The sequence below is a fragment of the Streptomyces alkaliphilus genome (genome assembly GCF_014141535.1).
Classification (GTDB): domain Bacteria; phylum Actinomycetota; class Actinomycetes; order Streptomycetales; family Streptomycetaceae; genus Streptomyces; species Streptomyces alkaliphilus.
The window spans coordinates 1-12,740 of the sequence record NZ_VKHT01000048.1 but is presented as its reverse complement, the minus strand read 5'-3'; the positions used below and the strand labels follow the sequence as shown (position 1 = coordinate 12,740).

At 74.0% G+C, this 12,740-nt stretch carries 13 protein-coding genes; 2 read left to right on the top strand and 11 right to left on the bottom strand.

Going from position 1 to position 12,740, the window contains the following annotated elements:
- Window positions 1-1,363: aspartate aminotransferase family protein (locus FNQ90_RS03375; RefSeq protein ID WP_182604890.1), on the top strand; the 1,363-nt coding region annotated here is incomplete at its 5' end.
- Between the two features lie 67 nt (window positions 1,364-1,430).
- Here FNQ90_RS03375 and FNQ90_RS03370 read toward each other — a convergent pair.
- On the bottom strand, window positions 1,431-2,210 hold the full coding sequence (locus FNQ90_RS03370) for a potassium channel family protein (protein ID WP_182604889.1): 780 nt from the start codon (window positions 2,208-2,210) through the stop codon (window positions 1,431-1,433).
- 59 nt (window positions 2,211-2,269) lie between these two features.
- Window positions 2,270-3,742, bottom strand: a complete 1,473-nt coding sequence (locus tag FNQ90_RS03365; protein WP_323379754.1) for an aminotransferase-like domain-containing protein — start codon at window positions 3,740-3,742, stop codon at window positions 2,270-2,272.
- A gap of 356 nt (window positions 3,743-4,098) precedes the next feature.
- Between FNQ90_RS03365 and FNQ90_RS03360 the strand changes: the two genes are divergently transcribed.
- Window positions 4,099-5,394, top strand: coding sequence for an outer membrane protein assembly factor BamB family protein (locus FNQ90_RS03360; RefSeq protein ID WP_182604887.1), 1,296 nt, complete (start codon window positions 4,099-4,101; stop codon window positions 5,392-5,394).
- Between the two features lie 64 nt (window positions 5,395-5,458).
- Here FNQ90_RS03360 and FNQ90_RS03355 read toward each other — a convergent pair whose 3' ends face one another.
- From FNQ90_RS03355 to FNQ90_RS03315, 9 genes are all read right to left on the bottom strand, one after another.
- On the bottom strand, window positions 5,459-6,136 hold the full coding sequence (locus FNQ90_RS03355; RefSeq protein ID WP_182604886.1) for a hypothetical protein: 678 nt from the start codon (window positions 6,134-6,136) through the stop codon (window positions 5,459-5,461).
- A 61-nt stretch (window positions 6,137-6,197) separates the two neighbouring features.
- Window positions 6,198-7,409 carry a MerR family transcriptional regulator gene (locus FNQ90_RS03350; protein WP_182604885.1) on the bottom strand — a complete coding sequence of 404 codons (1,212 nt, stop codon included), beginning with the start codon at window positions 7,407-7,409 and terminating at the stop codon, window positions 6,198-6,200.
- Window positions 7,410-7,465: 56 nt separating this feature from the next.
- Window positions 7,466-7,798, bottom strand: coding sequence for a PIN-like domain-containing protein (locus FNQ90_RS03345; protein WP_267133010.1), 333 nt, complete (start codon window positions 7,796-7,798; stop codon window positions 7,466-7,468).
- 43 nt (window positions 7,799-7,841) lie between these two features.
- Window positions 7,842-8,498: a DUF433 domain-containing protein gene (locus FNQ90_RS03340; protein WP_182604883.1), complete on the bottom strand. Its 657-nt coding sequence runs from the start codon at window positions 8,496-8,498 to the stop codon at window positions 7,842-7,844.
- 212 nt (window positions 8,499-8,710) lie between these two features.
- Complete coding sequence (locus FNQ90_RS03335; protein ID WP_182604882.1) at window positions 8,711-9,400, bottom strand: hypothetical protein; 690 nt, start codon at window positions 9,398-9,400, stop codon at window positions 8,711-8,713.
- Entirely contained in the window at window positions 9,393-10,679 is a 1,287-nt protein-coding gene (locus tag FNQ90_RS03330) for a hypothetical protein (RefSeq protein ID WP_182604881.1), read from the bottom strand. Before FNQ90_RS03330 ends, FNQ90_RS03335 begins: the two co-directional genes overlap by 8 nt.
- On the bottom strand, window positions 10,676-11,449 hold the full coding sequence (locus tag FNQ90_RS03325; RefSeq protein WP_182604880.1) for an ABC transporter ATP-binding protein: 774 nt from the start codon (window positions 11,447-11,449) through the stop codon (window positions 10,676-10,678). The genes FNQ90_RS03330 and FNQ90_RS03325 overlap by 4 nt, the downstream gene beginning before the upstream one ends.
- Window positions 11,450-11,565: 116 nt before the next feature.
- Window positions 11,566-11,895 carry a hypothetical protein gene (locus FNQ90_RS03320; protein WP_182604879.1) on the bottom strand — a complete coding sequence of 110 codons (330 nt, stop codon included), beginning with the start codon at window positions 11,893-11,895 and terminating at the stop codon, window positions 11,566-11,568.
- 359 nt (window positions 11,896-12,254) lie between these two features.
- A partial coding sequence (locus tag FNQ90_RS03315; protein WP_228470823.1) for a deaminase occupies window positions 12,255-12,740 on the bottom strand: 486 nt, incomplete at its 5' end.

Below are 12,740 nucleotides of genomic sequence, written 5' to 3'. Positions count from 1 at the left end.
CGCCGCTCCCGCCCCCGACCCGGAGGCCGACGCCCGGGTCCGCGCCGCCGACCGGGCCCACGTCTTCCACTCCTGGTCCGCGCAGGGGCACATCGACCCGCTGCCGATCGCCGGCGCCGCCGGCTCCTGGTTCTGGGATTACGCCGGCAACCGCTGGCTGGACTTCTCCTCCCAACTGGTCAACGTCAACATCGGCCACCAGCACCCGAAGCTGGTCGCCGGGATCGCCGAGCAGGCCGCGAGGCTGGCCACCGTCTCCCCCGCCTTCGCCAACGACGCCCGGGCCGAGGCCGCCCGGCTGATCGCCGAGGTCGCGCCGGGCGACCTCAACCGGGTGTTCTTCACCAACGGCGGCGCCGAGGCCAACGAGCACGCCGTGCGGATGGCCCGGGTGCACACCGGTCGGCACAAGGTCCTGGCCGCCTACCGCAGTTACCACGGCGCCACCGCCGGGGCCATCGCGCTGACCGGCGAACCCCGGCGCTGGGGCTCGGAGCCCGGCACGCCGGGCGTGGTGCGCTACTGGGGGCCGTACCCCTACCGGTCCGCCTTCCACGCCGGGAGCGAGGAGGAGGAGAGCGCCCGCGCCCTGGAACACCTGCGACAGACCATGGTGATGGAGGGCCCGCGCACCATCGCCGCCGTGGTGCTGGAGACCGTCGTCGGCACCAACGGCATCCTGGTGCCGCCGCCCGGCTACCTGGAGGGCGTGCGGGCGCTGTGCGACGAGTTCGGCGTGCTGCTGATCGCCGACGAGGTGATGGCCGGCTTCGGGCGGTGCGGCGAGTGGTTCGCCGTGGACCACTGGGGGGTGGTGCCGGACCTGATCACCTTCGCCAAGGGCATCAACTCCGGGTACGTGCCGCTGGGGGGCGTGGTGATCTCCGACGCCGTCGCCGACACCTTCCGCGACCGCCCCTACCCGGGCGGCCTGACCTACTCCGGACACCCGCTGGCCTGCGCCTCGGCGGTGGTGTCGATGGGCATCTTCCGCGAGGAGAACGTCCTGGAGCACGTGCGGACCCTCGGTGAGAAGGTGATCGGCCCGGAGCTGCGGGCCCTGGCCGAGCGGCACCCCAGCGTGGGGGACGTGCGGGGGCTGGGCGTGTTCTGGGCCGTGGAGCTGGTGCGCGACCGGGAGACCCGCGAACCCCTGGTGCCGTTCAACGCGAGCGGGGCCGACGCGGCGCCGATGGCGGAGTTCACGGCCGCCTGCAAGGCATCGGGCCTGTGGCCGTTCGTCCACTTCAACCGCACCCACGTGGCGCCGCCGTGCACGATCACCGAGGAGGAGGTCCGGTACGGCATCGCCCTGCTGGACCGGGCCCTGGACGTCGCCGACCGCCACACCACCGCCGCCTGACCGTCGGGACGCGGGTGGGCGTTCCCCGCCCCGGCCCCGCCCACCGGCGGCGCCGGGGCGGGGCGGGTCAGGGGAGGTCGGCGAAGCGCTCGACGGCCCGAATGCGTCCACTGACGATCAGCACGTCGCCCGGCTCGACCACGGTCTCGGCGGTGGCGTAGGTGACCTGCTCGCCCGGCCGCTTGATGCCGACCACGGTCACCCCGTAGCGGGAGCGCACCGCGCTGACGCCCAGCGGGCGGCCGGTCGCCACGGTCGGGGCGAGGGTCTTGGCCATGGCGTAGTCCTCGTCGAACTCGACGAAGTCGAGCATCCGACCCGTGACCAGGTGCGCGACCCGCTCCCCCATCTCGTGCTCGGGCAACACCACGTGGTGGGCGCCCAGACGTTCCAGGATGCGGCCGTGCTGCCGGCTGACCGCCTTGGCCCACACCTTGGGCACCTCGGCGTCCAGCAGGTTGGAGGTGGTCGGGATGCTCGCCTCGATGTCGCTGCCGATGGCCACCACGGCGCTGGACAGTTCGTGGACGCCGAGTTGGCGCAGCACCTCGTCGTCGGTGCAGTCACCGGTCGCGGCGTGGGTGAGCAGGTCGGCGTGGCGCTGCACGCGCGCCTCGCTGCGATCGATGCCCAGCACGTCCCAGCCGCGCCGCATGAGCTCGGTGGGCAGGGAGCCGCCGAACCGGCCCAGGCCGATCACGGCGATCCGCCGGTCGGGGCCCCGGTGGCGGTTGCCGGTGGCACCGGGGAACGGGGCGTTCCGACCACCGGAGCGCCGCAGGGCGGCGAACAGGCGGCGCGGGCCCCGGGGGCCGGAGTGACGGGGGGAGACGGGTGTACCGGACATGAGCGGTCCCTATCCGATGATCGGGGGCGGAGCGCGCCCCGTGGAAAGGACGCCGGTGCTCACGCCCGGGCGGCCCCGGCGAGGACCGCCGCGACCCGGGCCGCGTCCCGCTCCGGCACCAGGCCGACCGTCACCCGAACGTGGTCCCCGCCCGGGGCGTCGGTCAGGAGCAGGAACGGCGAGCCGGGGGCCACGCCGATCCCCTCGTGCCGCAACCGTTCCACGGCCGCCGTCTCGTCGCGCACCGGCGTCCACAGGTTGACGCCGTCCGTGCCGCCGGTGGCCACCCCGCGCGCGGCCAGCTCGCCGACCACGGCCGCCCGCCGCCGCGCGTACGTCTCCCGGGCCGCCGCCACCTCCGCCACCGAGGCCGGGTCGGTGAGGAGCGAGAGCAGGACCCGTTGCAGCAGTCGGCTGCTCCACCCCTGGCCGAGCCGTCGGCGCCCGAGCACCTCCCCCATCACCTCGGCCGGGCCGCCGACCGCCGCCATCCGCAGGTCCGGGCCGTGGGACTTGGAGAAGCTGCGGATGTGCACGGTGCGGTCCGGGATCCGGCGGCCGGGCCCCCGGGACGGGGAGGCGGCGATGGCGCCCGCCGAGTCGTCCTCCACCAGGATCGTCCCGGCCTCCGCGATCAGGTCCGCCAGACGGTCGGCGCGGGGGCCGGTGATCGAGATCCCGGTGGGGTTCTGCGCCCGGGGCTGGAGCACCACGGCGGCGGTCGGTTCCCGCAGCGCCGCCGCCAGCGCGTCCGGCTCCGGGCCCTCGGCGTCCAGGGGCACGGGGACCACCTCGGCGCCACGCGACTCCAGCAGGTCCACCAGCGGCGGGAAGCAGGGGTGTTCGACCACCACCCGGTCCCCGTGGCGGACCAGGGTCTCCAGTACCCGGTCCAGCGCGTCCATCGCGCCGTCCACGACGGTCACCTCCTCCACCGGGTGCGGCCAGTCGGCGCGCAGCACGGCGGCCAGCTCGGGGAGGACCGGCTCGTCGAGGTAGGTGGCCGGGGTGCCGGCGGTGGTCAGTCCCGCGAGTGCGCGGTCCAGGCGGGGCAGCAGTGCGGCGTCCGGGACGCCCCCGGAGAGGTCCAGCACCGGGCGGGCCGGCCGGTCCAGGGCACGGCGGTACCGGGCGGGGTCGGGCGGTCCGCCCTCGGCGATCCGGGTGCCGCGCCGGCCGTCGGTGCGGATGGCGCCCTCGCGGGCGAGCAGCCGCCAGGCGGCGCCAACGGTGGTCGGGGAGAGCGCCAGCTCGACGGCGACCCGCCGGATGGGCGGCAGGCGGGTGCCGGGGGCCAGGGCGCCGTCGCGCACCGCGCGCTCCACGGCGTGTGCCAGGCCGCGCGCGCCGGAGTGGTCCAGGCGCTCCTCGATGGCGGAGAGGACGGGGAAGGACCGTCCGGCCTGCGCGGATCGCGCGGCCTGCGCGGACGGGGGCGGGCACGCGGCGGTGCCCGCCGCGCGACGCCCGGGCACCGGCGGGCCCGACCGGCCGGGCCGCTCCGGCCGTTCCGGCGCGGGTGAAGCCTCCACGGCACACCTCCTCGCGATCCGCCGGTGAACCCCGTGCCCCGACATCCGGGGCCGGCTCCGGCCACACCGGCGGACGACCCGCCGGACCGGCGCGGACCCCGATCGTGACACACCGGCATCCCCCACCGGGTCCCGCTCCCCGATCGACGTGCGGAAACGGGCGTCTCCCCGGCTGACGCGGCCCCTCTTCCCGTACACCCGAAGGCAGTTGATAGGTTCGTGCGACGAACACGACGAGTGATCGATCGACAACCGAATCGACATACCGGCGCGGTGCCCGCGGGTGCCGCCGCGCGACGACGCGGGCCCACGGATCGACGCCGGGCCGCCGGGACGGACACGAAGGGGCGGGAGACATGCGTACGGGGACACGGACGAGGAGCGCGGGGCGGGGCCGCCGCACGCGCGTCGCGGGGGCCGCCCTGTTGGGCGTCGCGCTGCTCGCCGCCTGCTCCGGCGGCGGGGAGGACACGGACGGGGCCGCCGGCGACGCGGCCGAGGGGACCGAAGCGGTGGTGGAGGAGGAGCCCGAGGTTCCCCCGGCCTTCGCCGCGGAGCCCGCCGCGACCCTCACCGAGGAGGCGTTCACCCCGCCGATGCCGGCCGCCGTCCTCGGCGACGCAGTCTTCCTCGCCGACCACACCGGCCTGACCCGCTTCGACGCCGAGGGCACGGAGACCGGCCGCGCCGAACCCGAGCACCCCGTCATCCACGTCCCCGACACCATCCCCGAGGACTCCCTGGACCAGGCACAGGCCGGCGTGCGCTCCGTCCAGACCCCCCTCGCGGGCGAGGTGAACGGCACGCCGGTCGTCTTCTCCGGCTTTCCCGTCCAACTCCCCGCCGGTGAGGGCCTGGAGATCATCGCCGCCGACGCCGGGACCGGCGAACGGGTCTGGAACGCCGCCTTCGTCCCGGAGGAGTGGGGCGCCGCCCCGCCCCGGGTCTCGGCCTCCACCTCGTTGCTCGGGTACCACGACGACCTGCTGATCCTGCAGATCGTCAAGGACCGGATGATGAGCAGCACCTACGCCGTCTCGGTGCCGGACGCGGCGGTCGCGTGGAGCGACACCGACGCGCACTTCGCCCTCGCCGTGCACGAGGGCGTGATCATCGCCCGCCAGATCGTGGACGGGGGCCTGATGGGCCCGCTGACCGGTCTCTCCCCGGTCGACGGCTCGGTGGTGTGGCGCAAGGCCGACGACGACACCAATGGCGGGGCGGGATTCGGCCCCGTGCTGCGCGTCGGTCTGCCCGGCGGCCTGAAATCCGCCTTGGTCTCCACCGCCGACGGCTCGGTGCTCGTCACCGACGAGGACGGCCTGCCGACGGGCTCTCCGCCCTGCGTGCACGAGCCGACCACCGACGTCGTGATGTGCGGCGCCGACTCCGGGGCGGTGGCCGTGGACGCCGACGGGGCGGTGCTGTGGAGCCTGTCCCGCGACGACGAGGGATGGAGTGGCGTGCCCGTCGGCGCGGAGGGGGGCATCGTCTTCGTCGACCGGGGCGAGGACGCCCCGCCCGTCGCCGTGAACGCCGCCGACGGCGAGATGGTGAACGAGGACAGCGGCGTCGCCCCGGCCCTCTTCGGCTCCGGCTTCGGCGTGGTGCGGGACGGCCCCGTCCTCAACCTGCACCCCCGCGCGGACTGACCTTCCCGGGCGACCGTCTCCCGTCGCTCGCCTTCTTCGCCCCCGACGCCCCGGCCCAAATACCTCACCCGGCCGGGGCGTCGGCGCGCTCCGGGTTCGTCCGGGCGGCGATCACGGCGGTGAGCGTCTCCCGCTCCCCGGCCGGGAGACGCCGCTCGGCGAGCAACATCCGCAACACGGTGGTGAGGCGTTCGCCGTCCCCGGGGGTGCGCAGATCGCCGCGCAGGGCCGGCAGGACCGGGGCGAGCGCGTCGAGGTCGGCTCGGGCACACCAGGCGGCGACCAGGGTGTTCAGCCGTTCCTCCGCCGGGGTGTTCGCCGGCCCGGGGCCAGTGTCCCGGAGCCCCCTGGCCACGCACAACCGCAGCCATTCGGCGTACGGCCCCGGCGGGAGGTCCGCCAGGCGATCGGCCGCCGCCGCGAAGTGGGGTCCGGCCTCCCCGGGCCTGCCGAGTTCCAGCAGCGCGCGGCCGATCGAGCCGTGCAGGGAGGCGTGGAAACCCCGCACCCGGTCGTCCCCCACCCGCTCGGCCAGGCGCAGACACTCACGGTTCCAGTGCAGGGTCTCCTCCGGACCGGGTTGGTGCCGGGCGAGGTAGTGGGCGGCGACGCACGCCTCCCACTCGTCGGAGGCGGCGTCCCACGCACGCCGGAACAACTCGCGGGCCTCCTCCTCCCGCCCCTCGGCCTCGGCGGTCATGCCCTCGCCGCACAGGCGGACGACGGGGTTGTTCGGATCCATGCTTCGGCTCCCGGTGAACTCGTGGAAGGACTCGGGGTGACAGAAGGGTGGTGACGGTCGCTCACCGGATGGGAAGGCCCTCGCCCGGGAGGGCGAGGGGCATGACCAGCGTGGTGAAGCCGCCCTGGTCGGCGGAGCGCACGACGACCGGGGAGCGTTCGCCCGCCACCTCCAGCAGTACGTCCGGGCCGATCCCGGCCTCCAGCGCGCGGGCGAGCACGGTGGGGGCGAAGCCGATCCGGAGCCGGCCCTCCCCGCGCCACACGGCGGGGAGACGAACGGGGTCCGCCTCCCCGGGCCCGTCGAACGCCGCGACGGCGACGGTGTCGCAGCCGGGTGACAGGACGACCCCGGGGGCGCCCTCCCGGTCGTGCAGGGCGGCGAGCAGCGCCGGGCGGTCGGTGACGACGCGGTGCCGGGGCGGACCGATCCCGTCGAGCACCATCCGGTGGTCGGGGTACTCCCCCTCCCCCACCGGCAGGCGTGTCGTCCCCGGCACGCCCCGGACGAGCACCCCGTCACGATCGGAGGCGGGGAGCACCAGCTCCACGGTGTCGGTCCGCACCGCGCCGGCGGCCAGTTCCACCAGGGCATCCGCCGGCACCGGGACCGCCCGCCGGGGCCCGGAGAGCCCTCGGTGAACGAGGGACCTCACCGCCAGGCGGTACCGGTCGGTGGCGACGAACCGAACCTCGCCGGCCTCATCGTTCCGATCGCCTCCGACGCCGCCCGCGCCACCGACCTCGATCAGGACGCAGCCGAGCACGGGGTGCTCGCCGGTCCGCTCGACCGACGGCACCACCTGCCGCACCGCCCCGGCCGGTTCGAGGCCGTCCAGCCGCACCCGCGTGGTTCCGTCGGGGTCGGGAGGGGGCCGGTCGGGGCCGACCGGTTCCGTCCCCCGCTCACCGGCGCCACCGCTCCCGGACCCCGTGCCCGTCACGGCGGCGAGTAGTTCATCGAGCGCCGCCTCCGCGACGCGCGTCCGCTCCCGAGTCCGCCGGCGATGCCGTTCCAGCACGGCCACCGCCTCCACACGGGAGCCGGCCGGCACCACCGCGGCCTCCGCCAAGGGGACGCCCGCCTCGCGCAGTGTCCGCAGCGACCGACCGCGCCGTTCCTGACCGGGGGCGTAGTACCGGTAGCCGCTCACGGGATCCACGTGCGCGGGGCGCAACACGCGGCAGTCGTCGTAGAAGCGCAGGGCGCTCGGCGTCAGCCCGACGCGGCGGGCGAAGGCACCGATCCCCAGCAGGTCCGTGTGGCCGTCCATGGCCCCGATCGTGGCCCTTCGACCAACCCGAAGGTCAACCGGAGCCGACCGGGATCTCACGGCCAGGTCTGCTCGATCCCATCCGCCCGCACCGCGTACGCCGCCGGGCCACCTTTCTCAAGCGCCTCAAGAATGAGGGGACGACACGAATCAAAACGATCGATTATCACCGTGGACCGCAACTGCTGATTGTCGAGATAGAAGAGAATGCCGGCATGTTCACGCAGGGGACCGCATTCACGATCCCTTCCTCTGATACGACCGTCTTTCGAGAGGGGTACCCATCCGCGCCGGAGACCGAGAGAGATCCACTCCTCATCCGGCACATCCTGACCATCGTCCGCATAAACATCACCGATCCGATGGACCACCCACCCCCGGGCCCTCAACTCCTCCGAGACTCGCCGCCCGAGATTGCGGTCGAGGAAGAACTCAGGCGGCAAGACGCACCACGGCCCGGCACAACAGGTCCACCTGCTCCGGCGTCATGTCGTACTCGTATGCGATCTCCTCGACGCTCTCCCCCGCCTCCCAGAGGTCGGCCACGGCCGTCACGGGCACCCGGTTCGACTCGATCACCGGGCGCCCGTGCCCGAAGCGCGGATCGAGGATCACCGGCACCTCCGCCGGATACTGCCGAAGCCGGATCCCTGAGGGGAACTCATCGCCCGCCTCCCAGGAGAGGTATCGCAGGTGATCCGCGACCACTTCCCGGATGGCGCCCTGCCCGTCCCGAGCCCGCCGCAGGTCCCCCAAGCCGTGCTCGATGAAGATGTCCACCCCGTCGGTGGCGATGCGCCGGGACACCAACCCGTACGGGGAGTGGAAAGCGGCTCGTACCGCCGAGGCCGCCTCGCGGATCTCGCTCATCCTCAGGCCGAGATCCCGCAACGAGCGGAGTACGTACGCCTCGGCGACACCCACGAAGGGAATCGTGGGCTGCTTGGCTCGCTCGGCCTCCACCTCGTGTACAAGGGGGGCTCCGGCTGCCTCCCCCCTGAGCCAACTGTTCAGGGTCGAACACGGGATCTGAAGGTGGGAAGCGGTCTCCGACCGGGTCAGGAAAGCCTCCTCGAATCTGTCCGTCATACCATGCCTCCTTTCGGCTTCACGAATATCACCCCAACAGGAAAGAAGGGTGGCACGCGAGAGCGACGCGCACGCCACCCCGCCGGGGAAACCACCTCTCCTGCTGCCGAGAATGAGGAATCAGCGTACCGAATCACACTCGAAAGAGTGACGGAAAAGACGGCCGGACACCCGACCGTGCCGCCGCCCGTCGACCGCCGACGCCTCGTCGCTCAGCGGGCGGCGGGCGCCTTCGTCCGGCTCCCCGGCCGGGCAGGCACGGCCCGGGGTGCCCCGCGTCCCCGGCGGAGACGACCGCGCAGCCGGCGCGTCCGCCACGGGGTGGCCCACAGGGCGAGGACCGCCCCGGCGACACCCACGGCGGCCAGGGCCCAGCAGCCCGTCGCCGTGTGCTGCTGCCACAGCCAGTTCCACCAGCGCACCTCCCCCGCCGCGTCCCAGCCCAGGTAGGTGAGGGGGAAGAGCGTCGTCAACGGCAGCACCCAGGCCCGTGACCACCCCCCGAGCAGCCGGGCGGAGACCACCGCCAGACCCAGCCAGATCGCCTGGGCCCGCAGCAGCGAGGCCGCCGACTCCGGCGACCGGACCAGCGCCTCGCACACCCCGACCAGGACCACGCCGACCGACGCGAGGACGGCCAACAGCGTCAACTCCACCCGGCGGGCCAGGGGTCCGGCGCCGACCTCCCAGTCGACCATGGGGCTGCGCATCGGCACCGCGACCAGGATCGCTCCCGCCAGCACCACGATCATCCGCAGCTGCACCGTCGAGTCCCCACCGGTCGCCACGGGCACCGGCATGGCGACCCCGCCCAGCCACACCAGGGCCGCGAGCATCCCCGCCGCGCCGACGGCCACGCCCGTCGGGTGACACAGCCGCAGGCGGCTCCGCAGGTCAGACACAGCGGGTGTCCCGGATCGTCGCGAGGCGTTCCTCGGCCCAGGCCACCTGGACCTCCTCCGGTTCGGTGATGATCGAGTGAACGGCCTTCTCGTCCACCCCCGGCGGACCGCCGTTCACGGTCGGCGGCTTTCCCCCGCCCGCGATGCGCGCCGTCAGCCAGGAGATCAGCTCCATGTCCGCCGCCCACCGTTTCTCGTCCTCGTCGAAGGTGACCGCGTCGCAGTGGGGCGGGGTGGACACCTCCTGGATCCTGATCGCCAGCGAGGTGGCGACCTCCCACATCTCGCCCTCACGGATGTAGAAGCCCGAACCCATCGTGGTCTCCCCCCGCAGGCCGGTCTCGTGAAAGGCGGCCGGCGAGGTGAAGAGATCGGCGGGAAGGGCGGCCACCCTCCGGCTCATCAGCTCGGCCTCCTCCAGGTACTTGCGGCTCTCCGGCCACAGGCACACCCGGGGTTCGTGCGAGGTGCACAGCGGCTCGTCGGGAACGCCGCGCTGCTGGAGGACCGGGCCCGCCGTCGCGAAGCCCACCACCGACACCGCGAGGAATCCGCAGGCGGCGAGTGCCGCGACGGGGACGCCGGGCCAACCGGGCCGCCCCGGGGTCGAGCGCAGCCCCCGCCCGACCGCCACGGCCACGAGCACCACCGCGAGCGCCAGAGCACTCCTGGCCAGCATCGGGCCGGCTGCCGTGACCACGTCGGGATAGCCGGAGACGACCATGAGGCCGAGCCCCCACTCCGCGCCCTGCGGCACGAACCCGAAGAAGGAGAAGAGGACGAACAGGACGAGCGCCGTGCCCAGGGGCGCGGCCACCAGCGAGGTGCCGGCCCTGCCCACGGCGTGCCCCACGCCGGTGCACAGCACGATCACGACGAGACCGAGCAGCACGTACCCGGGCCAGAAGAAGTGGGGACCGCCGCCGGGGAGGGTCACCGCCACGGCCGCGATCACGCCGACCCCGTAGGCCGTCACCCCGTGGGCGAGGGTGGTGCCGAGATGGACGCACTCCATCAGCGGGGCGGGGCGCGCGGCGGCGTCCATCCATCCACCGGCGTTCTCCCGGCGTCGCCGGGCCGCCGTCCACGCCGCCAGGGCCGCCATCGCCGGGCCCAGATAGAAGGCCGGCACCTGCGCGGCCGCACCGGTTTCCGACCAGACGCCGATCCAGTGATCGGACCGACCGAAGAGCGCGAAGAGGTCGATCGCCACCAGGACGGGCCAGGCCCACCGCAGGGACGAGTGACGCAGCTCCGCGAGGAGGATCCGCCCCGTCACGCCGGCGCCCCCGTCGTTCCCGTCACCGGCGTCGCCGCACCGAGGACGGCCATGTACCCGCGCTCCAGCTCGGTGTCGCCGGAAGCTCCCGGCACGGCCCGCTCGGCCAGTGCCGCGGGAGTTCCCGTGAAGCGGACGCTTCCGCCGTCGAGGACGAGCACCCGCTCGCAGACGGCGGCCACGTCCTCCACGAGATGGGTGCTGAGCACGACGGCCGACCCGTCGAGGGAGCGCACCAGCTCGCGGAACTCCAGCCGTTGGGCCGGGTCCAGGCCGACGGTGGGCTCGTCCAGCAGCACCAGGGCCGGGGAGCCGACCACCGCGGCGGCGATCCCCGCCCGGCGGATCATCCCGCCGGAGAGCGTCTTCATCCGCGCCCCGGACCGCTCGGCGAGACCGACCCGCCGCAGGGCCGCGGCCGTCGCCTCCGCGATCCGCGCCGAGGGCACCTCCCGCAGCCAGGCGCAGTACCGCACGAAGTCGTGGACGGAGTGGCTTCCGAAGTAGCCGAAGTCCTGCGGCAGGTAGCCGATCTCCCGGCGCGCGGCCCGCGCCGTCCGCTCGGATCGCACGTGCTCGCCGAGCACGTGCACCTCCCCCTCCAGGGGAGGGGTCACCGTGGCCAGCGTGCGCAGGAGCGTGCTCTTCCCCGCGCCGTTGGGCCCCAGGAGGCCGGTGACGCCCGGCCCCAACTCCAGGTCCAGCCCGGCGATCACCGGATCCCTGCCGTACCCCTGCACCAGGCCCGAGACCCGGACGACCGATCGCACAACCCCACCTCTGCCGAGAAAGGGCCGGGCGCTCCCGAGGGAGCGCACGGCCCGGAAACCCCTGAAACAACGTCACACCGCCCGGTCCCCCACCGGCGGGAGCACCACCGGCCGGATCAGTACCGGAACGCGAGGTCGGAGGACCTGATCGACCAGGCGCACTCCAACCTGCCCCAGGGATCGACCGTGGAGCCCTTGGCGATCCGGTACCACCCGGAGGCCCGGTTGTAGTCGATCCCCCCGCAGTGGGCCTCGTTCCGGTAGTCACCGGTCACCGAGGTGTTGACGCAGTGGGCGGCCGTCCCGGTGCTGCCCCAGGTGGACCAGCAGTTGTTGAGTCGGGCGCTGGAGCCGGCCGCCTGCGCCGCCGGAACGGCTCCGAGCGTCACGACCGCACCGAACACCGCCGCCGCGATCGCCGTGAACATCGGGGACTTCTTCGCCATGGACCTACCTCTCCTCGGAGCACGGTGGCGTGGCGGGACGGGGAGCCCCGGCGGGACAGGGCCGAAACTCCCCGGTGATCTTGCTTGGACGCGGATCATCGTGCCCCTCACGGCGGGTGACGACAAGCGCCGTTACCGGCCGGCACCTCACCGTGAATATGAGCTGATGTAGTCACCCACAGTCACTCACACGCGTCACGACACAGGGCGGGAAGAGGGCTACGCGACCCCTTCCGGCCGGCCGCGCACCCACCGTCCGCCCGAACGGGTGAAGCGGGGACCGGCTCGGAAACGACCGAAATCAGTCCTTGACCACCCTTCGAACATCGGTTCCCCTCGGCGCCCCGTGCCCCGGCCGGTCACCCGCCGAGGAGATGGGCGTTGGCGGCCCGGGCCAGAGGGGCGAGGTGCGGCATCTCGATCACCTCGACGCCGGCCCCGCGCAGGATCTCGGCACCCTCGCAGTCCACGAAGAGCGACGGCTCGCGCCAGGCGAAGACCACCCGGGGAACGCGGGCGGCGAGGATCAGTCGGGTGCAGGACAACGGGCGGGACGCCCGCCGGCTGCACGGCTCCAGCGAGCTGTACAGGGTGGCCCGGGTCAGCCGCTCGTCCACCGGCGACAGCTTGGCGAGGGCGGCCTCCTCGGCGTGCGCACGCGGATCGGCCTCCCTGGACCAGCCGGTGGCCAGGACCTCGCCGTCCTCCCCCGTGATGACCGCGCCGACCGAGAAGGCGGTGGTCGACGGCGGACACCGACGGGCCAGCTCCACCGCCTCGCGCAGTCGGCGTTCATCGGCCGAGGCGGCGGGGACGGGAGCGGGGACGGGTTCGGGGTTCGTGTC

Excerpts from the sequence above, each read along its gene's own strand:
- FNQ90_RS03370 (WP_182604889.1), bottom strand. The coding sequence starts at position 2,210 with ATGTCCGGTACACCCGTCTCCCCCCGTCACTCCGGCCCCCGGGGCCCG.
- FNQ90_RS03360 (WP_182604887.1), top strand. The coding sequence starts at position 4,099 with ATGCGTACGGGGACACGGACGAGGAGCGCGGGGCGGGGCCGCCGCACG.
- FNQ90_RS03355 (WP_182604886.1), bottom strand. The coding sequence starts at position 6,136 with ATGGATCCGAACAACCCCGTCGTCCGCCTGTGCGGCGAGGGCATGACC.
- FNQ90_RS03350 (WP_182604885.1), bottom strand. The coding sequence starts at position 7,409 with ATGGACGGCCACACGGACCTGCTGGGGATCGGTGCCTTCGCCCGCCGC.
- FNQ90_RS03340 (WP_182604883.1), bottom strand. The coding sequence starts at position 8,498 with ATGACGGACAGATTCGAGGAGGCTTTCCTGACCCGGTCGGAGACCGCT.
- FNQ90_RS03320 (WP_182604879.1), bottom strand. The coding sequence starts at position 11,895 with ATGGCGAAGAAGTCCCCGATGTTCACGGCGATCGCGGCGGCGGTGTTC.